The organism is Nonomuraea sp. NPDC046570, from assembly GCF_040645915.1.
Lineage (GTDB): Bacteria > Actinomycetota > Actinomycetes > Streptosporangiales > Streptosporangiaceae > Nonomuraea.
In genome coordinates this window covers 40,838-58,931 of the sequence record NZ_JBEYZF010000019.1, presented here as the reverse complement: position 1 = coordinate 58,931, position 18,094 = coordinate 40,838, and the positions used below count along the sequence as shown (strand labels likewise).

The following is an 18,094-nucleotide window of genomic DNA, read 5'->3' as shown; positions in this document are numbered from 1 at the left end:
CCGAATTCTGATCAACGGGTCAAGCTGGGAAGGCCTGTCCGCCAGATCGTTAACGAGTTGACGTTTAGCGCCACAGATCGGACATCCTGGACGCATGAGATTCGACGAACTCGTCATCCCCGACAGCCGGATCTGCCGCTCCGCGCTGGAGGTGGCCACCGCCTACTGCTCGCCCGCCCTGCTGAACCACTCGGTGCGGGCCTACCTGTGGGCGGCGGCGTACGCGGGCCTGAACGACCTCGCCTTCGACGCCGAGCTGCTCTACGTGTCGTCGATGCTGCACGACCTGGGGCTGACGGACGCCTTCGACAACCACGGCCTGCCGTTCGAGGAGGCGGGCGGGCATGTGGCGTGGGTCTTCGGGGCGGGCGCGGGCTGGCCGGTCGAGCGTCGCGAGAGGGCGGCTGAGGTGATCGTCAAGCACATGTGGGACGAGGTGCCGCTCGCCGAGGACTCTGAGGGGCACCTGCTGGAGCTCTCCACCGGCCTGGACATCTCGGGCAGGAACATCGAGGCGATCCCCGCGGAGCTGCGCGCCGAGGTCCTGGCCCGCCACCCGCGCGGCGACCTGGCCGCGGAGTTCGTCGCCTGCTTCGAGAGCCAGGCCGCGCGCAAGCCCGGCAGCCTGGCGGGCGACTTCGTGCGCACCGGGTTCGGCGCCAGGGTGGCCGCCAACCCGCTCGACGCCTGAGCTACTGCTTGGGACCCGCGCTCTGCACGACCTCGAAGGACCACAGGGCCGAGCCGGAGGCGGCCGGCCCTTGGCCGTGCCCGTGGCCCTGGCCGCCCGCGGCCTGCGCGTGCCCGGCCTGGAAGGCGCGCCCGGACTGCCACCTCTGGAAGTCCTCCTCGCTGCGCCAGCGGGTGTAGACGAGGTACTGGTCGGTGCCCTCCAGCGGGCGCAGCAGCTCGAACCACTCGAAGCCGTCGGACGACTCGACCATGCCGGCGCGCCCGGAGAAACGGCGCTCCAGCTCCTCCCGCATCTCCGCGGGCACGGTCAGAACGTTGATCTTCACAACGGAAGGCACGGGCACTCCTCGGTAGGACGTCAAGGCCAGCCTACGATCCGTCCTCGCAGGTCGGGATGGGACCCGCCGGTTTGACCCCACACAGCCATGTTGATAGTCTGACTCAGTTGCAGTCGCAGTTTCCTCGTACGTTTTTGCTTTGCGTGAACGCCCGCAGGAAGTTTCTTGACAGCGGGCTTTGTGCTTCTCCGGAAAGATTCCGCGGACGCAGGGTAAGGTCCGCAGCGCAGCCCCTGTCGCCACCCTGGCGTCAGGTGAGGCTCCCTAGAAGGAGAAGCAGTTGTCTGAAGGCACCGTTAAGTGGTTCAACGCCGAAAAGGGCTTCGGGTTCATCGCGCCGGACGACGGTAGCGCCGACGTCTTCGTGCACTACTCGGCCATCGCCACCAACGGCTACCGCAGCCTCGAGGAGAACCAGCGCGTCTCGTTCGAGACCACCCGCGGCCCGAAGGGCCCGCAGGCTGAGCAGGTTGTTCCTCTGTAACCAGAGGTAAGGACGAGGGCCCGCACCGTAAGGTGCGGGCCCTCGGTCGTTTTCTCAGCTCACCCGGCGCTTCGAGGAGGCGGTCTGGGTGAAGCCGATCTTGGCGACCGTGGTCAGTTCGTCGATCCCGAGCGCGTCGCGCATGCGCGGGATGGCCGAGCCGCCCAGCTCGCCGAGCAGGACGTGCATCGGCGCCCGCTCGTCGGCCACGACGCGCAGCCGTACCTTCGGATGCTGCCGGGTGCCCGCCAAGGTCGCCCGCGCGTCGTCGATGATCGGTGAGGCGGCCAGGTCCTCGCTCAGCGCGTGCGTGACGGCGCCGGAGGAGACCGAGGTGTTCCCGTCCGGGCCGCGCTCCACGTCGAGCGTGCCCAGCGAGTCGCCTCTGCCCTGGACCGCGAGCCAGCGCAGTCCCAGCAGGGCGAGGATCAGCGCGACGGCCGCGATCGCCCACCAGATCCACGGGCTGTTCACCAGGAAGAACATCAGGACCGGCCCGTTGACCAGCGGCTCCCCGGCCTGAGCCCAGTTCTGCGGGAACGCGCGCAGGCCGCGGGCCAGCGCCAGCCCGCCGAGCACCAGGAGCAGCAGGCCGGTGAGGATGAGGCCGAGCCGGTTGCCGCGGGCCGTGGTCCGGTTCATCGTTCCTCCCTCTCCGGCCGCTCCGCGTGGTGGACGGTCGTCGAGTGCACTGTGACCCGGAGCGGGTCGACCAGGGCCAGGGAGGCCAGCTTGGTCGTCACGGCCTGCCGTACCGCCTCGGCGACGCCCTCCTTGTCGCGGCCGGTGATCTCCGCTGCGACGGCCACCTCGCGGCGGCGCAGCCGCGCGCGGGCCGAGCGCACGTGCGGGACCGCCTCGGCGGCGTGCGTCAGCGAGGTGGTCACGCTCTTCGGCCGCAGGCCGACGATCAGCCGCTCGTCGCCGGTGTGCACGGGCAGCAGGCGGGGTTTGCCGGGCAGCAGGCCGCACAGCAGCAGCACGAGCCCGAGCAGCGCCACCAGCGCCGAGCCGATCAGCACCTGCGGACTCTGCCACGGGGTCGTGGCGCCCCACAGGAGCACCCTGTCGTACGGGAGCAGCCGCAGCGGGCGGCCCACCAGCGCCGAGATGACCTCGGCGGCCACGTACGCGCCCAGCAGCGTGAGCACGATCGCGGCGATCGTCGCGGGGATCGTCCGGCGTGGCCTGAACGCCCTTCTCGCCGCCCGGTCGGCGGCCGGGCTGGCGGGGGCGCGCACGGCCCCGGCGGTGGCGGGCGCGCGAGCCGGTGGGCCGGCCTGCTGTGGTACAGCCCCCAGGTCCAGGCGCGGGTGATGTTCGGTAGGCGCAGTCATGATCACTCCTTGGAACCCGCGGTCCGCAGGCTCGTCACGGTGACGTTCACCTGCGCCACGTCCATGCCGGTCAACTCGTGTACGCGGCGCGCCACGTGCCGCCTGATCTGCCAGACCACGTCGCGAAGCGGGGCCGGGTAGTCGATCGCGACGTCCAGCTTGATCACCGCGAGCTCGTCGTGCACCCGCGTGTCCGACGGGCGCGCGCGCAGCAGGCCGCCGCGCTCGCGCACGTCGTGCACGTGCGGAACCTCGCCGGCGGCCTGCGTCGCGATGCGCGTGAGGACCCGCTCGGGAATCTCGGTACGGCCCCGCCGCTCGGCGGGCACCCGCTGGGCGGGAACCGTGACGATGGTCACCTCCGCCTCGCCATGAGGTGGGACAGGTCGACCTCGCCCATTTCGACGATCCGGCCGACCAGGAGCCCGATCGCGCCCAGCACCAGAACCAGCAGGAACGCGCCGAGCCCGCCGAACGCTCCGGCCAGGCCGAGGATGATCCCCGTCGCCATGCCCACCAGCGGCAATACCGGAATGTTGTTCATGACTACTCCAGATCGTCGATGCTGACGTTGATCAGGCGACCCCCCACGAGGGAGGCGACGGCCGCGCGCACCCGGTCGGCGAGGGCGGGCAGCGGGTGGCCTGCGCGGGCGACGATCGCGATCTCCACGACGTCGTCGTACACGGCCACCCCTTCGAGCCGCTCGCCCGGAAGGTGGGTCGCCACCGTCCCGAAGGGGCCCTTGGACAGTCCGGCGACTCCGGCGCAGGCCAGTACCCGCGCGGCGATGACCTGCGCCGGTTCCGTGGCGAGGTCGGTCATTGAACCCTGGGTTCCTGCTCCGTCTGTGAGACGTCCGTGGCCGGCTTCGGCGCCTCAGGCAGGTGGACGTCGTCGATCCTGACGTTGACCTCGGTGACCTCCAGCCCGGCCATTCGCTCGATGGCGGCGATCACGTTCCGGCGGACCGCGGCGGCCACGTCGGGGATCGCCGAGCCGTACTCCACGACCAGGTCGAGGTCCACGGCGGCCTGGCGTTCGCCGACCTCCACCGACACCCCCTGGGTGACGCTCCGGTCGGCGCCGACCATGCCGCGTACCGCGCCGAAGGCCCGCGCGGTGCCCGCGCCCATGTCGAAGACGCCCGTCACCTCGCGCGCGGCGAGGCCGGCGATCTTGGCCACCACGCCCTCGCCGATGCTGGTCGTGCCCTTGTCGGTCACCAGGGAGCTCTGCGTCCCCTGCGTGCGCGCCCGGGGCACGCCCGCGGGCGTGCTGTTCTCCTTGGCCATCGTGTCTGCCACGATGAGTCACCCCCCGATAACGGTCGATATCGACTACTTGTCCTTTAGCCGGATATTTGTCCTGCAATCAGATCTAAAGTGGCTTTTGGGCGTTCATGGCGAGCCGATAACCCGGTCAGGCACCAGGTCGGCGGCACTAGCCTGGTGGGGTGCGCATAGCGAGGTTCTCCAGAGGTGGCGGTGTCACGTTCGGCGTGGTCGAAGGGGGTCCGGGCGAGGAATTCGTGTCCGCGGTCGCCGGGCACCCCTTCGGGCCGATCCAGTTCACCGGCGAGCGGTTCCCGCTGGCCGAGGTGCGCCTGGTCGCCCCGATGCTGCCGAGCAAGGTCGTCGCCATCGGCCGCAACTACGCCGAGCACGCCAGGGAGCTGGGCAACGAGGTGCCGGAGGAGCCGCTCATCTTCATGAAGCCGTCCACCTCCGTCATCGGCCCCGGCGAGGCGATCGCCTACCCGACGACGCTGTCGCAACGCGTCGACTTCGAAGGCGAGCTGGCCGTGGTGATCGGCAGGCTCTGCCGCGAGGTGCCGGTCGACCGGGTCAAGGACGTCGTCTTCGGCTACACCTGCGCCAACGACGTCACCGCCCGCGACCTGCAGAAGAGGGACGTGCAGTTCACCCGGGCCAAGGGCTTCGACAGCTTCTGCCCGATCGGCCCCTGGATCCAGACCGAGCTCGACCCGAGCGACCTGGCGCTCACCACGAGCGTCAACGGCGAGATCCGGCAGAGCGGGCGCACCTCCCAGCTCATCCACGACATCCCCGCGCTGGTGGCCTACGTCAGCGCGGTCATGACGCTGATCCCCGGCGACATCATCCTGACCGGCACGCCCGCGGGCGTCGGCCCGCTGGAGATCGGCGACGAGGTCAGCGTCGGCATCGAAGGCATCGGCACACTGACGAACAAGGTGGTCTCTCGTGACTGACATCCGGGTGCGTTTCGCCCCGTCCCCGACCGGCATGTTCCACGTCGGCGGCGCTCGTACGGCGCTGTTCAACTGGGCGCTGGCCGAGCAGACGGGCGGACGCTTCGTGCTGCGCGTCGAGGACACCGACGCGACGCGCAACCGCCCCGAGTGGACCGAGGGCATCATCTCGGCGCTCGACTGGATCGGCGTCAACGGCGGCCACCCCGCCTTCGAGGGCCCCTACTTCCAGTCGGCCTACGAGCCGCAGCACCGCGAGGCGGTCGCCAAGCTGCTCGCCGACGGCAAGGCCTACCACTGCGACTGCACCCGCGAGACGCTGGTCGCGCGCACCGGCTCCGAGCACAAGGGCTACGACGGCTTCTGCCGCGAGCGCGGGCTCACCGAGGGCGCGGTCCGCTTCCGCACCCCCGACGAGGGCGTCACGGTCGTCGAGGACGTGATCCGCGGCCGGGTGGAGTTCCCGAACGACGCGCAGGAGGACTTCGTCATCGCGCGCACCGACGGCTCCCCGCTCTACGTGCTGGCCAACGCCGTCGACGACATCACGCAGAACATCACCCACGTCGTGCGCGGCGAGGAGCACCTGGGCAACGCCCAGCGCCAGCAGCTCCTGTGGCCCGCCCTGGGGGCCACACCGCCGGTCTGGGCACACCTGCCGGTCATCGTCAACGAGCAGCGCAAGAAGCTGTCCAAGCGCCGCGACAAGGTCGCCCTGGAGGACTACCGCGCCGAGGGCTACCTGGCCGAGGCGATGGTCAACTACCTGATGCTGCTCGGCTGGGGCCCCGGCGACGACCGCGAGATCATGCCGTGGTCGGAGATGATGCCGCTGTTCCGCCTGGAGGACGTCAACTCCTCCAGCGCCTTCTTCGACGAGAAGAAGCTGCGCGCCTTCAACGGCGAGTACATCCGCGCCCTGCCGCCCGAGATCTTCGAGCTGCGCTGCGCCGAGTACCTCGACCCGGACTGGGACCGCGAGACCTTCGGCAAGGTCGCCGGGCTGGCGCAGACCCGGCTGACCGTGCTGTCGGAGATCGTGCCCAACGTCGACTTCCTGTTCCTGGAGGAGCCGGTCTTCGACCAGGCCTCCTGGGACAAGGCGATGAAGAACTCCCCGGTGCAGATCCTCGGCGGCTACCTGGCCCGCCTGGAGACGGTGAGCTGGGACCCCGAGTCGCTGAAGATCGCCCTGGAGGAGGTCGGCGCCGAGCACGGCCTCAAGCTCGGCAAGGCCCAGGCCCCCGTGCGGGTCGCGATCACCGGCCGGACGGTCGGCCTGCCCCTGTTCGAGTCGATCGAGGTCCTGGGCCGCGAGCGCTCCCAGGAGCGCCTGCGCGCCGCCCTGGCCAGACTCCAGGGCCAGGGCTGAGGTGGTACGGCTTGCGCCTGGGTTCGGCCCGGGCGCAAGCCGTACGAGACCTGTCTACACCAGGCCGCGTCGCTCCAGTAGCGGCTGGATGCGCGGGTCGCGGCCGCGGAAGTTGCGGAAGGCGGTCAGCGGGTCGAGGCTGCCGCCCCTGGACAGCAGTTCGGCGCGGAAGTGGTCGCCGTTCTCCCGCTTGAGCCCGCCGTTCTCCTTGAACCACTCCACGCTCTCCGCGTCGAGCACCTCGCTCCAGATGTAGGAGTAGTAGCCGGCGCTGTAGCCGCTGGAGAAGATGTGCGCGAAGTAGTTGGTCCGGTAGCGAGGGCGGACCAGCGGGAGGGCGATCTGGGCGGCTTCCAGGGCCGCCGCCTCGAACGCCTCGGCGTCCTCGACGGCCTCGCCCGCGCCCAGCTTGTGCCAGGCCCAGTCGAGCAGCGTCGCGGAGAGGTACTCCACGGTCGCGAAGCCCTGGTTGAACTTCTCCGCCGCCTTCATCTTCTCCACCAGCTCGGCCGGCATCGGCTCGCCGCTCTCGTGGTGCCTGGCGTAGTTGGCCAGGATCTCGGGCCAGGTCGTCCACATCTCGTTGACCTGTGAGGGGTACTCCACGAAGTCGCGCGGCACGTTGGTGCCCGACACCCTCGGGTAGCGCACCTCGGAGAACAGGCCGTGCAGCGCGTGCCCGAACTCGTGGAAGGCGGTGTTGACCTCGTCGTAGGTCAGCAGCGTCGGCCCGGAGGCGGGCTTGGTGATGTTCAGGTTGTTCATCACCACCGGCTTCTCGCCGAACAGGTGGGACTGGTCGACCAGGTTGTTCATCCACGCGCCGCCGCGCTTGGTCGAGCGGGCGTAGGGGTCGAGCAGGAACAGGCCGAGGGCCGAGCCGTCCTCGTTGAACACCTCGAAGACCCGCACGTCCGGGTGGTAGCCCTTGAGGTCGGGGCGATCGGTGAAGGTCAGGCCGTACAGCTTGCCGGCGGCGTGGAAGACGCCGTCCCTGAAGACCCGGTCCAGCTCGAAGTACGGGCGCATGGCGTCGGCGTCGAAGTCGTAGCGCGCCTGGCGCACCTTCTCGCTGTAGAACGACCAGTCCCACGGCTCGATCGGGAAGCCGGCCTGCTCGGCGAGGGCCTCGGCCTCCTTGCGCGCGTTGCGCACGGCCGGGCCGACGAGCTGGCCGAGCATCGCCTCGACCGCCTCGGTGGTCTTGGCCGTCTGGTCGGTGACGCTGTAGGCGGCGTGGCTGGGGAAGCCGAGCAGCGCGGCGCGCTCGGCCCGCAGCGTCGCGATCTCGACGGCCAGCGCGAAGTTCTGCGGCGCCCGCTCTACGCTCAGCGCGTAGAGCCTCCTGCGCGTCTCGCGGTCGGTGAGCTGGGCCAGGCCCGGCTGGTTGGTGAAGTTGAGCAGCGGCAGGACGTACTTGCCGTCCTTCTCGATCGACTTGATCTTCGCCTCGTCGAAGCCGTCGAGCTCGGCGGCGTCCTCGACGACCAAGGCCGACTCGGTGGAGGCCTTCAGCAGGTTCTGCGCGAACTCGGTGGACAGCTTCGACACGCTCTCGTTGAGCTCGCGCAGCCGCGCCTGCTCCTGCTCCGACAGGTCGGCGCCGGCCCTGACGAAGTCCTCGCGGTACTTCTCCAGCAGCCACGCCTCCTCGGCGTCCTCCGTGCTCACCTGCTTGATGCGGGCCCACAGGTCGCGGTTGAGGTGGATCTCGTCGCTGTGCTGGGTCAGCCTCGGCGAGATCTCGGTCTCGATCGCCATGATGCCGTCGGTCGAGTCGGACGAGGCGATGCTGAAGAAGACCGTCGCCGTCCGGCCCAGGATCCGGCCGGAGCGCTCCAGGGCGGCGACCGTGTTGTCGAACGTGGGCGGCGCGCCGTCCGTGGCGATCGCGTCGACCTCGGCGAGCTGGTCGGCCATCCCCCGCTCGAACGCGGGCAGGTAGTGCTCCTCGCGGATCTCCTCGAAGGGCGGCAGCTGGTACGGCAGGCTGCTGGTTTCGAAGAACGGATTCTCGGCCAACGCTCCGGCTCCTCACATGGTGGTTTGTCCCGTTCAGCTTGGCACGAAGAGGGGCCCGCGGAGTGCGGTCGGCGAGGCGGTTCCGCAATCGTTTTGGTCTTGGCCTCAAGCTGGGCTATTCTTTCGGAGGTCGCCAAGCGAGCCTCACAAGGGCCCGCCTGCGGTGGGGTATGGTGTAATTGGCAGCACGACTGATTCTGGTTCAGTTAGTCTAGGTTCGAGTCCTGGTACCCCAGCAAATGACGGATGTCCTTCTCGGAGGCATCCGTTTTTGTCGTTTACGGGCCGGTGTCCTCTTCCCGAGATCATCACCCACTTGGCGTGCCCTGATCTGCCGCCCTGGCGATGGTTTGGTTGTGCTCCTTGAGGTGCGGTAGAGTTACCGCGTTGCCGGGGAGGCCCGGCGACAAGCGCTTGTGACAGGGTCCCGTCGTCTAGTGGCCCAGGACGCCGCCCTCTCAAGGCGGTAGCGCCGGTTCGAATCCGGTCGGGACTACCACTGTCACCAAGCACACGAAGGTCCCGTCGTCTAGTGGCCCAGGACGCCGCCCTCTCAAGGCGGTAGCGCCGGTTCGAATCCGGTCGGGACTACACCTACCGAAACCCGGATGCCGATCGGCATCCGGGTTTCGTCGTTTCTCACCCCCACGCGAAAAGGGCCCCCGAAGGGGCCCCTGGATGACGTGTCAGGCGGTGGAGCGGGCCTTGAACAGGGCGCGTTTGGCCGCCTTCACGACCAGCTTGTCCGGGTGGACCTGCGCGATCAGGTCGAGCAGCTCCTCCACGTGCGCGTGCGGGATCTTCCAGATCACGTCGAGCAGGTTGTTGAGCAGATCGGGCCCGATGTCCCGCAGGCTGCTCACGAACTCCGCCCGCCCCAGCCCGGCCGAGATCGTCCACATGTCGAGGATCAGCCAGTGCGTGTCGTCCTGCGTCGGCTCCGGCGCGTCCGGCACCTCCAGCTGCGTCAGGTGGGTCGCCGCGTACGGCCGCAGCGACGGCTCCTTCAGGGCCGCCTGCCAGGCCGGGATCGCCTCGTCGCCGAGCGTGCCGACCACGCTGGCCGCCTGCACCCTGATCAGCGCGTCGGTGTCGTCCTCGCCCGCCGCCGCCAGCAGCTCCTCGGCGGCCTTGGCCGGGTCGCGCAGCTCCATCCAGGCGGCGAACTCCGCGTCCGCCTCCTCCTCCGGCAGCTCGGCGCTGAAGGTCAGCAGCTCCAGCGCGGTCATCGCGTCGATGGCCGGCCTGGCGTCGAGCTCGATGTCGGTCTCGTCGATCAGGTGGACCAGGCCCTCGGTGCCGAGCGGCGTCAGCGCCACATCGGCGGAGACGGTCACCATGCCGTAACCCACCAGCCAGTCCAGGACGGGCGCCAGCGGGTCGCCGTAGTGCTCCTGGGCGGCGGCCCAGGCGTCCGCGCCCGGCTCGTCCAGGTCGGCGGCGGCCTCGGCCAGCTCCTCCCTGAGCCCGGCCAGCGGACGCGAGCCCCCGGCCAGCAGCAGCCGGATGAGCAGCGCCCGGCTGAGCCCGCCCAGCACCATGGTGAGATCGTCGTCGTCCAGCTCGGGGTCGCCGTAGTCGACCGAGTGCAGGCCGAGCATCCAGGCGTCGAGCACGTCCTCGTCGTCGTCGAACGGCCACGCGGCGGTGTCGTCGTCGACGCTGACCGAGTCGCTGTCCACGGGCTGGAGGAACTCCAGGTCGACCGCGAGGTTCCAGATGTTCCACAACTGGGGCACGGCCTCGGCCAGCGAGCCCGAGGTGCGCGGCGTGGGCAGGCCGACGACGCCGAGCGCCTGCTCGACCTCCTGGTCCGACAGCAGCGTCACCTCGCCCACCCGGCGCAGCGGCCCGACCCAGAGGGCCAGGTCGCGGGCCTTGGCGATCAGCGGGACCGCGCGGGCGGCCTCGGCCAGCTCGGCGTCCGGGCGCAGCCTGATGGTCGGCAGGGACTCCAGCGCGTCGGCGAACGGCTCGAAGTCGCCCAGGTCGCCCTCGTCGTCCTGGTCGTCGTCGTAGTTGTCGTCCTCCTCGTCGAGGAGCTCCTCCATCGCCTCGACGAAGTCGTCTTCCAGCGCGTCGAGCTCCTCGCCCAGCTCTTCGAGAGAGTCGGAACGGGAGTCGAGCCTGCCGGTCTCCGACAGGAACACGAGATACGTCCGGAGCGCCTCGACCATCCCGTCGGCGGCCTTGTCGGGGTCCTCCACGACCTTGGGCATCCGATCGAGCAGCACCATCCGCAGGTCCGCGACGTGCCACAGGGCGACGTCGTCGGAGGCGGACAGCCGGTGCCACAGCGCGGCGGGGCCCACAAGGTCGGGGTCGCTGCCGGGCGCGTGCTGCTGCGCCCACACGATGAACTCTTGGAGCAGGGGACGCAGCTCAGCGGCGGCTACCTCGATGCGATCGGTCACCCACTCAGGCTAGTGCGCCCCGGCTGCGCTCGGCTCCCGAAATACCTGGAGCACTGATCACGAAAAATCCGGATCGGCTCAGCTTGCCCGGCGCATCGCCTCGGTGATCCGCTCGGCCGCGGCCATCACCGGTACGGCGTGCATCCGGCCCGGCGTCCTGGTCAGCCGCTCGATCGGCCCCGACACCGAGACGGAGGCGATGACCTTGCCGCCGTTGCCCCTGATGGCCGCCGAGACGCTGGCCACGCCCTGCTCCCGCTCGCCCACGCTGTGCGCCCAGCCCCGGCGGCGTACGCTGGCCAGGGTCGCGGCGGTGAACTTGGCGCCGCGCAGCCCCCGGTGCAGCCGGTCGGGCTCCTCCCACGCGAGCAGGATCTGCGCGGCCGATCCGGCCGTCATCGGCAGCGCCGAGCCCACGGGCACGGTGTCGCGCAACCCGCTGGACCGCTCGGCGGCGGCCACGCACACGCGCTCGTCACCCTGGCGGCGGTAGAGCTGGGCGCTCTCCCCGGTGACATCCCTGAGCTGGATCAACACCGGCGAGGCGACGGCGAGCAGACGGTCCTCGCCGGCGGCCGTGGACAACTCGGAGAGCCGCGGACCGAGGACGAAACGACCCTGCGTGTCGCGGGAGACGATGCGGTGGTGCTCCAGTGCGACGGCCAGGCGGTGGGCGGTCGGCCTGGCCAATCCGGTGGCCTGAACGAGCTGAGCGAGGGAGGCAGGGCCGGCTTCGAGGGCGTTGAGCACGAGAACGGCCTTGTCGAGTACGCCGACTCCGCTAGAGTTGTCCATAACCCGATACTGCCGTCCCAACATATGAGAAGGCAAGTCGGGTGCTCAGTGAGATCGCAAGGAGGCGACAGCATGGGCCGCACACTGGCCGAGAAGGTCTGGGAGCAGCACGTCGTGCGACGTGCCGACGGTGAACCCGACCTGCTCTACATCGACCTGCACCTCATCCACGAGGTGACCAGCCCGCAGGCGTTCGACGGTCTCCGTCTCGCCGGCAGGACCGTGCGGCGGCCCGACCTCACCATCGCCACCGAGGACCACAACGTGCCGACCGTGCGCGGCCCGATCTCCGACCCGGTCTCCAAGGCCCAGGTCGAGACGCTGCGCAAGAACGCCGCCGAGTTCGGCCTCAGGCTGCACCCGATGGGCGACGCCGGGCAGGGCGTGGTGCACATCATCGGCCCGCAGTTCGGCCTGACCCAGCCGGGCATGACGATCGTGTGTGGGGATTCTCACACCTCCACGCACGGCGCCTTCGGCGGCATCGCGTTCGGCATCGGCACCTCCGAGGTGGAGCACGTGCTGGCCACTCAGACGCTGCCCGCCTACCGGCCCAAGACCATGGCCATCGAGGTCTCCGGCGAGCTGCCCGTCGGCGTCACCGCCAAGGACCTCATCCTGGCCATCATCGCCCAGATCGGCACCGGCGGCGGCCAGGGCTACATCGTGGAGTACCGCGGCGAGGCGGTGCGCGGGCTGTCCATGGAAGGCCGCATGACGGTCTGCAACATGTCCATCGAGGCCGGCGCCAGGGCGGGCATGATCGCGCCCGACGAGACCACGTTCGACTACCTCAAGGGCCGCCCGCACGCGCCGCAGGGCGAGGACTGGGACCGGGCGGTCGAGCACTGGAGGTCGCTGCGCACCGACGACGACGCCGTGTTCGACAAGGTCGTGGAGATCGACGCCACGACGCTGACGCCGTTCGTCACCTGGGGCACCAACCCGGGGCAGGGGCTGCCGCTGGGCGCCGCCGTACCGGATCCCGGGCAGTTCGCCGATCCGGTTGAGCGGTCGGCCGCTGAGCGGGCGCTGGAGTACATGGGGCTGAGCGCGGGCACGCCGCTGCGCGAGATCGAGGTCGACACGGTCTTCGTCGGCTCGTGCACCAACGGCCGCCTGGAGGACCTGCGCGCCGCCGCCGGCATCCTGCGCGGGCGCCAGGTGAAGACCCGCACGCTGATCGTGCCGGGCTCGATGCTGGTCAAGCTGCAGGCCGAGCAGGAGGGCCTGCACGAGGTGTTCAAGGCCGCGGGCGCCGAGTGGCGCGAGGCGGGCTGCTCGATGTGCCTGGGCATGAACCCGGACACTCTCGCCCCCGGCGAGCGCAGCGCCTCGACCTCCAACCGCAACTTCGAGGGCCGCCAGGGCAAGGGTGGCCGCACCCACCTTGTCTCGCCGCAGGTCGCCGCCGCGACCGCGGTCACCGGCCGCCTGACCGCCCCCGCCGACCTGGCCTAGGAGAACCTGAGATGGACGCCTTCACCACCCACACCGGTACGGCGGTGCCGCTGCGCCGCAGCAACGTCGACACCGACCAGATCATCCCGGCCGTCTGGCTCAAGCAGGTCAGCCGCACCGGCTTCGAGCGCGGCCTGTTCGCCGCCTGGCGCGAGGACCCGTCCTTCGTGCTGAACGACCCGGCCTACGCGGGCGCCTCGGTGCTGGTCTCGGGCCCCGACTTCGGCACCGGCTCCTCCCGCGAGCACGCCGTCTGGGCGCTGCAGCAGTACGGCTTCCGCGCCGTGATCGCCGCCAGGTTCGGCGACATCTTCCGCAACAACTCCACCAAGATGGGCCTGCTGCCGGTCATCCTGCCGGGTGAGAAGGTCGAGGCGCTGCAGGCCGCCGTCGAGGCCGACCCCACCCTCCAGGTGACCGTCGACCTGGTCGGGCGCGAGGTCAGGTGGGCGGCGGAGGCCGTCGGCTTCGAGATCGACGACTACACCCGCTGGCGGCTGCTGGAGGGCCTCGACGACATCGGTCTGACCCTGCGTCACGCCGACGACATCGCCACGTACGAGAATGGTCGGCAGCCATGGCTGCCGACGACCGTCTAGAAGACGAAGAAGACACGCTGGCACGGCGGTTGCGCGAAGCGCACCGCCGTGTTCGCGCGCTGCCCGTGGCCGCTCCGGAGAAGGAGCGGCTGGCCCGTAGATATCTGGCGATATGCGACCTCGCCAAGCGCGATCCCGACCGCGCCTCAGCCCGCCTGGAAGCGTTTCTTGCCGGACTGGACGCCGATTCCGACACGCCGCGCGGTCACCAAAACACGCTCGGTGATTGATTGAGCCTGCGATCCCGCTTAATTTCGAGCGCGTAAGGGGTTTCTACGGAAGAACTCGTGAGCTGGAACCCCGAGCCATAACAGGGGGAGCTAGATGAACAAGCGGGAACTCGTCGACGCCATCGCCGACCGGGTGGGCGACAAGAAGACGGCCACCGAGGCGGTCAACGCGGTGCTCGAAGCGGTGCAGAAGGCGGTCGCGAGCGGCGACAAGGTCTCGATCACGGGCTTCGGCGCGTTCGAGATGGTTCACAAGCCGGCTCGTTCGGCGAGGAACCCCTCGACCGGTGCCGAGATCAAAGTGGCCGAGAGTTGGGCGCCCAAGTTCCGCCCGGGATCCGACTTCAAGGAACTGGTGAACATCGGCGGCAAGAAGCTCCACAAGAAGAAGTAGCAGCCGAGGCCGTACGCCCGGATTCCGTCGGGAGTCCGGGCGTTCCTCATTCCGGGATCGGGAAAGTCGACAACGTGACGTAGGAGATCCGGCCGTCCCGCACCACGAGATTCACCCGCTGGCCGGTGCGCAGCAGCCGCAGCGGCCCCGCGTCGAAGGCCGGGGCGCCGAACTCCAGCACGCTCCCGTCGTCGAGGAACACCGACCCGGAGCGGGTCGCCTGGTCGAAGCTGCGTACCGTGGCCTGCACGCCGACCAGCGTAAGCGCATCACCCCTCCGCGGGCGAGAATCCCAGCTCGGCGACCACGGCCGCAGTGTGCCGGCCCAGGCCGAGCGCGATCGCCGCGCGCAGGTCGCCGGGGGTGTCCACGTCCCGCCTGACCGACTCGACGCCGTCCGGGCAGAGCTCCTTGGCGCCGGCGGCCAGGTGCCTGGCCCGTGACTCGCCGCCGAAGCCCGGGGTGAAGGGGACGCCGGGCCGTACCCCGTAGAACGTGGTGCCGACGTCGAGGGCGTCGGGCAGGAACGCCTGGTCGAAGTCCGCGGCCGCGGCCAGCACGATCGCCAGTTCGGCGGGGCGCAGGGCGGGCAGGTCGGCCTGCAGGGCGCCGACCGCGTCGCCGGGCGCCAGCCGTACGGCATGCGCGGCCCCGGTCCGCAGGGCGGTGTTGAGGCCGCGGTCAGGGTCGTGGACCACGTCGGCGCCGAGCGCGGCCAGCGGGCCCGCCGCGGCCGGGTCCGCGGTCACCACGATCACCCGGGCCACCGGCGGGCAGGCCAGCGCGGCCGAGACCGTGTCGCAGGCGACCGCGACGGCCAGCCGCGAACGGAGCGGCCCGGCGGCGGCGGCCAGCCGCGTCTTCGCCGCGACCAGCGTCTTCACCGGGATGACCAGTGACCAGCGGTTGTTCATAGGCTTAAGCATCCCGCCTCGACATCTCCGGCGGCCAACCGGGAGACTTGGGGCGTACCGCTTGTCCTGGAGGAGTCATGAGCCGCCCGAGTCGACCGTCGCGCTTCTGGGAGACCTTCGCCGTCGTGATCGTCAGGCCGCTCTCCTGGCTCCTGGTCAGGAAGGACTGGCGGCATGCCGAGCGGCTGCCCAGGTCCGGCGGCGTGATCATCGCGACCAACCACCTGTCGTGGACCGATCCCGTGCTGATCTCGCACTTCCTCTACAACAACGGCAGGTGGCCGATCATCCTGGCCAAGGCCGCGGTGTTCAGGGTGCCGCTGCTCGGGCACGCGGTGCGCTCGCTGCTGGCCATTCCCGTCGAGCGCGGCAGCACCGAGGCGGCCAGGTCGCTGGAGATCTCCGAGCGGCGGCTGCGCGACGGGGGCGCGATCATGTTCTACCCGGAGGGCACCTGTACCCGCGACCCCGAGCTGTGGCCGATGGTCGGCAAGACGGGTGCCTCCCGGCTGGCCCTGCGGAGCGGGGCGACGGTGATCCCGGTGGCCCACTGGGGCTCGCAGGAGCTGCTGCCGTACGGGGAGAAGCGGCCGCGCCTGTTCCCGCGCAAGACCTTCAAGGTGTCGGTGGGGCCGCCCGTCGACCTGTCGAAGTACCAGGGCCTGCCGATCGCCGGGGAGGTGCTGCGCGACGCGACGGCTGACATCATGGCGGCGATCACCGCGCAGTTGGCCGAGCTGCGCGGGGAGAAGGCCCCGGAGACCCCTTTTGATCCCGCTCACTCCTGACTTCGGCGTACGGTGATGAAATGACCAAGGCCGCCGTTTTCGGCACCGGCTCGTGGGGCACCACGTTCGCCATGATTCTCGCCCGAGCCGGGACCCGGACGACCCTGTGGGGTCGCCGCGCCGAGGTGGTCGAGGCGATCGACAGCAGGCACGAGAACCCCGACTACCTGCCCGGGGTGGCGCTGCCCGAGTCGCTGCGGGCGACCACCGATCCGGTGGAGGCGCTGCGCGGCGCCGACTTCGTGGTGCTCGCCGTACCGTCGCAGACGCTGCGCGGGAACCTGATCGCCTGGAAGCCGCACCTGCCGCCGGACGCCGTCCTGGTGAGCCTGATGAAGGGTGTGGAGCTGGGCACCACCAAGCGGATGAGCGAGGTCATCTGCGAGGTGGCCGAGGTGCCGCAGGAGCGGGTGGCGGTGGTGTCGGGGCCCAACCTGGTCGGTGAGATCGTCAGGGGACAGCCCGCCGCGGCCGTGGTCGCCTGCTCCGACGAGCGCACGATGGAGCGGCTGCAGGAGGCCTGCCACGTGCCGCCGTGGTTCCGCCCCTACACCAACCCCGACGTCGTGGGCGTGGAGCTGGGCGGCGCGGTGAAGAACGTGATCGCGCTGGCCGTGGGCGTGGCGGCGGGCATGGGCATGGGCGACAACGTGGGCGCGATGCTGATGACCCGCGGGCTGGCCGAGATCTCCCGCCTGGGCGCGGCGCTGGGCGCCGACCCGCACACCTTCGCCGGTCTGGCCGGCATGGGCGACCTGGTGGCCACCTGCATCTCGCCGCTGTCGCGCAACCGCACCTTCGGCGAGAACCTCGGCAAGGGCATGACGCTGGCCGAGGTCGTCGCCGCCACCCGGCAGACCGCCGAGGGCGTGAAGTCCTGCGAGTCGGTGCTGGAGCTGGCCACCAAGCACGGCGTGGAGATGCCGATCACCGAGGTCGTGGTGGCGGTCGTGCACGACGGAATGTCCCCGCAGGAGGCGGGGATGCTGCTGATGTCGCGGACGCCGAAGCCCGAACGGTACGGCGTGTGAGGCGGGCGGGCGAGAACACCAGGGCCGTCGCTGCCGCCCGCGCCGACGACTTCGCCGCCGCGGTGGCCTCCCTGGAAGGCGCCGCCGCCCCCGAGGACGTCGCGGGCCAGGCGTTCGCCTCGGGCCGCGCCGCCTTCGCCGCGGTGACCACGACGTTCCTGCGCGGCGGCACGCACGTGGTGGCCCCCGCGCCGGGCGCGGGCGTGCTCGCCAACGTGCTGGCCCGGTTCGGGGTGAGCGCCGACTTCGTCGACGTCACCGACCTGACCCGGGTACGGCAGGCGATCAAACCCACCACCAAGATCCTCTACGCCGAGACGCTGGCCGACCCCTCGACCTCGGTCGCCGACATCCGCAGCCTCTACCGGATCGCCCGCCAGGCCGGCGCACTGCTCGTGGTCGACTCCACGCTGGCCACCCCGGTGGTCTGCCGGCCGCTCGAACACGGCGCCGACCTCGTCCTGCACGCCGCCGAGGCGCTGCTCGGCGGCGGCGACTGCGCGGGCGGCGTGGTGACCGGACGGCCCGACCTGATCGGCCGCCTGCGCCGGGTCTGCGGCGACCTGGGCGGTTCGCTGTCGCCCGCCGAGGCCGCCCGGCTCTGCCTGGGGCTCGGCACGCTGCCGCTGCGGGTCAGGCGGATGTGCTCCACGGCGATGGTGTTCGCCGCCGCGATCGCCAAGCACCCCCAGGTGCGTCACGTCGGCTACCCGGGACTGCCCGGCCACCCCGGGCACCAGCTCGCCCGGCGACTGTTCGACTCCGGCCCCGAGGGCACCCGGTTCGGCACCTGCGTGACCGTCACCCCGGCGGGCGACGCGGGCGTGCTGGTCAAGGGGCTGCGCCTGGCCGAGCCGAACCCGGCGCCCGGCGGGCCGCGTACCAGGGCCGTGCCCCTCGGCGATTCGGTGCGCTTCTCGCTCGGCCTGGAGGACGCCGAAGACCTGATCGCCGACGTCACTCGCGCGCTGGACTCGCTGTCTGTGTGA

The 18,094-nt window shown here is 70.6% G+C and carries 23 protein-coding genes and 3 tRNA genes; 14 read left to right on the top strand and 12 right to left on the bottom strand.

Annotation, left to right across the window (positions count from 1 at the left end; translation table 11 throughout):
• The first annotated feature begins 94 nt into the window (after positions 1 to 94).
• A complete protein-coding gene (locus ABZ911_RS27015) occupies positions 95 to 691 on the top strand; it encodes a cyanamide hydratase (RefSeq protein ID WP_358061499.1) in 597 nt (198 codons plus the stop codon).
• Between the two features lies 1 nt (position 692).
• Here the strand turns inward: ABZ911_RS27015 and ABZ911_RS27010 are convergent, their stop codons facing one another.
• Complete coding sequence (locus ABZ911_RS27010; RefSeq protein WP_358061496.1) at positions 693 to 1,031, bottom strand: antibiotic biosynthesis monooxygenase; 339 nt, start codon at positions 1,029 to 1,031, stop codon at positions 693 to 695.
• A 280-nt stretch (positions 1,032 to 1,311) separates the two neighbouring features.
• Between ABZ911_RS27010 and ABZ911_RS27005 the strand changes: the two genes are divergently transcribed.
• A complete protein-coding gene (locus ABZ911_RS27005; RefSeq protein WP_358061494.1) occupies positions 1,312 to 1,515 on the top strand; it encodes a cold-shock protein in 204 nt (67 codons plus the stop codon).
• A gap of 54 nt (positions 1,516 to 1,569) precedes the next feature.
• On the opposite strand, the gene ABZ911_RS27000 is transcribed toward ABZ911_RS27005, so the two are convergent.
• From ABZ911_RS27000 to ABZ911_RS26975, 6 genes are read right to left on the bottom strand one after another with little or no spacing between them, the layout of a single operon-like run.
• Complete coding sequence (locus ABZ911_RS27000) at positions 1,570 to 2,157, bottom strand: alkaline shock response membrane anchor protein AmaP (protein WP_358061491.1); 588 nt, start codon at positions 2,155 to 2,157, stop codon at positions 1,570 to 1,572.
• Positions 2,154 to 2,852 carry a DUF6286 domain-containing protein gene (locus ABZ911_RS26995; protein WP_358061488.1) on the bottom strand — a complete coding sequence of 233 codons (699 nt, stop codon included), beginning with the start codon at positions 2,850 to 2,852 and terminating at the stop codon, positions 2,154 to 2,156. The genes ABZ911_RS27000 and ABZ911_RS26995 overlap by 4 nt, the downstream gene beginning before the upstream one ends.
• Positions 2,853 to 2,854: 2 nt before the next feature.
• Positions 2,855 to 3,211, bottom strand: coding sequence for an Asp23/Gls24 family envelope stress response protein (locus tag ABZ911_RS26990; protein WP_358061485.1), 357 nt, complete (start codon positions 3,209 to 3,211; stop codon positions 2,855 to 2,857).
• Complete coding sequence (locus ABZ911_RS26985) at positions 3,208 to 3,396, bottom strand: hypothetical protein (RefSeq protein WP_358061482.1); 189 nt, start codon at positions 3,394 to 3,396, stop codon at positions 3,208 to 3,210. Before ABZ911_RS26985 ends, ABZ911_RS26990 begins: the two co-directional genes overlap by 4 nt.
• 2 nt (positions 3,397 to 3,398) lie before the next feature.
• Positions 3,399 to 3,677: a hypothetical protein gene (locus tag ABZ911_RS26980; RefSeq protein ID WP_358061480.1), complete on the bottom strand. Its 279-nt coding sequence runs from the start codon at positions 3,675 to 3,677 to the stop codon at positions 3,399 to 3,401.
• On the bottom strand, positions 3,674 to 4,147 hold the full coding sequence (locus ABZ911_RS26975; RefSeq protein ID WP_358061732.1) for an Asp23/Gls24 family envelope stress response protein: 474 nt from the start codon (positions 4,145 to 4,147) through the stop codon (positions 3,674 to 3,676). The genes ABZ911_RS26980 and ABZ911_RS26975 overlap by 4 nt, the downstream gene beginning before the upstream one ends.
• Positions 4,148 to 4,308: 161 nt before the next feature.
• Here ABZ911_RS26975 and ABZ911_RS26970 point away from each other — a divergent pair, with 161 nt between their 5' ends.
• Positions 4,309 to 5,085 (top strand): fumarylacetoacetate hydrolase family protein, encoded by a 777-nt coding sequence (locus tag ABZ911_RS26970; RefSeq protein WP_358061478.1) that lies wholly within the window; start codon positions 4,309 to 4,311, stop codon positions 5,083 to 5,085.
• Positions 5,078 to 6,457 carry a glutamate--tRNA ligase gene (gene gltX, locus ABZ911_RS26965; RefSeq protein ID WP_358061475.1) on the top strand — a complete coding sequence of 460 codons (1,380 nt, stop codon included), beginning with the start codon at positions 5,078 to 5,080 and terminating at the stop codon, positions 6,455 to 6,457. Before ABZ911_RS26970 ends, gltX begins: the two co-directional genes overlap by 8 nt.
• Before the next feature lie 54 nt (positions 6,458 to 6,511).
• Here the strand turns inward: gltX and ABZ911_RS26960 are convergent, their stop codons facing one another.
• Complete coding sequence (locus ABZ911_RS26960) at positions 6,512 to 8,479, bottom strand: M3 family metallopeptidase (RefSeq protein WP_358061472.1); 1,968 nt, start codon at positions 8,477 to 8,479, stop codon at positions 6,512 to 6,514.
• 164 nt (positions 8,480 to 8,643) lie between these two features.
• Between ABZ911_RS26960 and ABZ911_RS26955 the strand changes: the two genes are divergently transcribed.
• From ABZ911_RS26955 to ABZ911_RS26945, 3 genes are all read left to right on the top strand, one after another.
• Positions 8,644 to 8,715 (top strand) — tRNA-Gln (locus tag ABZ911_RS26955).
• A gap of 187 nt (positions 8,716 to 8,902) precedes the next feature.
• Positions 8,903 to 8,978 (top strand) — tRNA-Glu (locus ABZ911_RS26950).
• A 19-nt stretch (positions 8,979 to 8,997) separates the two neighbouring features.
• A tRNA-Glu gene (locus ABZ911_RS26945) sits at positions 8,998 to 9,070 on the top strand.
• A gap of 95 nt (positions 9,071 to 9,165) precedes the next feature.
• On the opposite strand, the gene ABZ911_RS26940 is transcribed toward ABZ911_RS26945, so the two are convergent.
• Both ABZ911_RS26940 and ABZ911_RS26935 read right to left on the bottom strand, forming a co-directional pair.
• Positions 9,166 to 10,893, bottom strand: a complete 1,728-nt coding sequence (locus ABZ911_RS26940) for a hypothetical protein (RefSeq protein WP_358061469.1) — start codon at positions 10,891 to 10,893, stop codon at positions 9,166 to 9,168.
• A 78-nt stretch (positions 10,894 to 10,971) separates the two neighbouring features.
• A complete protein-coding gene (locus ABZ911_RS26935) occupies positions 10,972 to 11,688 on the bottom strand; it encodes an IclR family transcriptional regulator (protein WP_358061466.1) in 717 nt (238 codons plus the stop codon).
• Positions 11,689 to 11,760: 72 nt separating this feature from the next.
• Here ABZ911_RS26935 and leuC point away from each other — a divergent pair, with 72 nt between their 5' ends.
• The 4 genes from leuC (at position 11,761) to ABZ911_RS26915 (ending at position 14,372) form a co-directional block, all read left to right on the top strand.
• Positions 11,761 to 13,149, top strand: coding sequence for a 3-isopropylmalate dehydratase large subunit (gene leuC / locus ABZ911_RS26930; protein ID WP_358061463.1), 1,389 nt, complete (start codon positions 11,761 to 11,763; stop codon positions 13,147 to 13,149).
• A gap of 11 nt (positions 13,150 to 13,160) precedes the next feature.
• A complete protein-coding gene (gene leuD / locus ABZ911_RS26925) occupies positions 13,161 to 13,748 on the top strand; it encodes a 3-isopropylmalate dehydratase small subunit (RefSeq protein ID WP_358061460.1) in 588 nt (195 codons plus the stop codon).
• Positions 13,727 to 13,978, top strand: a complete 252-nt coding sequence (locus tag ABZ911_RS26920; RefSeq protein ID WP_358061457.1) for a hypothetical protein — start codon at positions 13,727 to 13,729, stop codon at positions 13,976 to 13,978. Before leuD ends, ABZ911_RS26920 begins: the two co-directional genes overlap by 22 nt.
• Positions 13,979 to 14,072: 94 nt before the next feature.
• Entirely contained in the window at positions 14,073 to 14,372 is a 300-nt protein-coding gene (locus tag ABZ911_RS26915; protein ID WP_358061454.1) for an HU family DNA-binding protein, read from the top strand.
• 46 nt (positions 14,373 to 14,418) lie between these two features.
• Here ABZ911_RS26915 and ABZ911_RS26910 read toward each other — a convergent pair whose 3' ends face one another.
• Complete coding sequence (locus tag ABZ911_RS26910; protein WP_358061451.1) at positions 14,419 to 14,622, bottom strand: hypothetical protein; 204 nt, start codon at positions 14,620 to 14,622, stop codon at positions 14,419 to 14,421.
• Between the two features lie 19 nt (positions 14,623 to 14,641).
• The gene (gene cofC / locus ABZ911_RS26905; RefSeq protein ID WP_358061448.1) at positions 14,642 to 15,286 is read right to left on the bottom strand and encodes a 2-phospho-L-lactate guanylyltransferase; all 645 of its coding nucleotides are present in this window, start codon (positions 15,284 to 15,286) and stop codon (positions 14,642 to 14,644) included.
• A 77-nt stretch (positions 15,287 to 15,363) separates the two neighbouring features.
• Between cofC and ABZ911_RS26900 the strand changes: the two genes are divergently transcribed.
• The 3 genes from ABZ911_RS26900 to ABZ911_RS26890 are packed head-to-tail and all read left to right on the top strand — an operon-like array spanning position 15,364 to position 18,094.
• Positions 15,364 to 16,074, top strand: coding sequence for a lysophospholipid acyltransferase family protein (locus tag ABZ911_RS26900; protein ID WP_358061445.1), 711 nt, complete (start codon positions 15,364 to 15,366; stop codon positions 16,072 to 16,074).
• Positions 16,075 to 16,094: 20 nt separating this feature from the next.
• Positions 16,095 to 17,105 carry an NAD(P)H-dependent glycerol-3-phosphate dehydrogenase gene (locus ABZ911_RS26895; protein ID WP_358061442.1) on the top strand — a complete coding sequence of 337 codons (1,011 nt, stop codon included), beginning with the start codon at positions 16,095 to 16,097 and terminating at the stop codon, positions 17,103 to 17,105.
• Positions 17,102 to 18,094 (top strand): PLP-dependent transferase, encoded by a 993-nt coding sequence (locus ABZ911_RS26890; RefSeq protein WP_358061439.1) that lies wholly within the window; start codon positions 17,102 to 17,104, stop codon positions 18,092 to 18,094. Before ABZ911_RS26895 ends, ABZ911_RS26890 begins: the two co-directional genes overlap by 4 nt.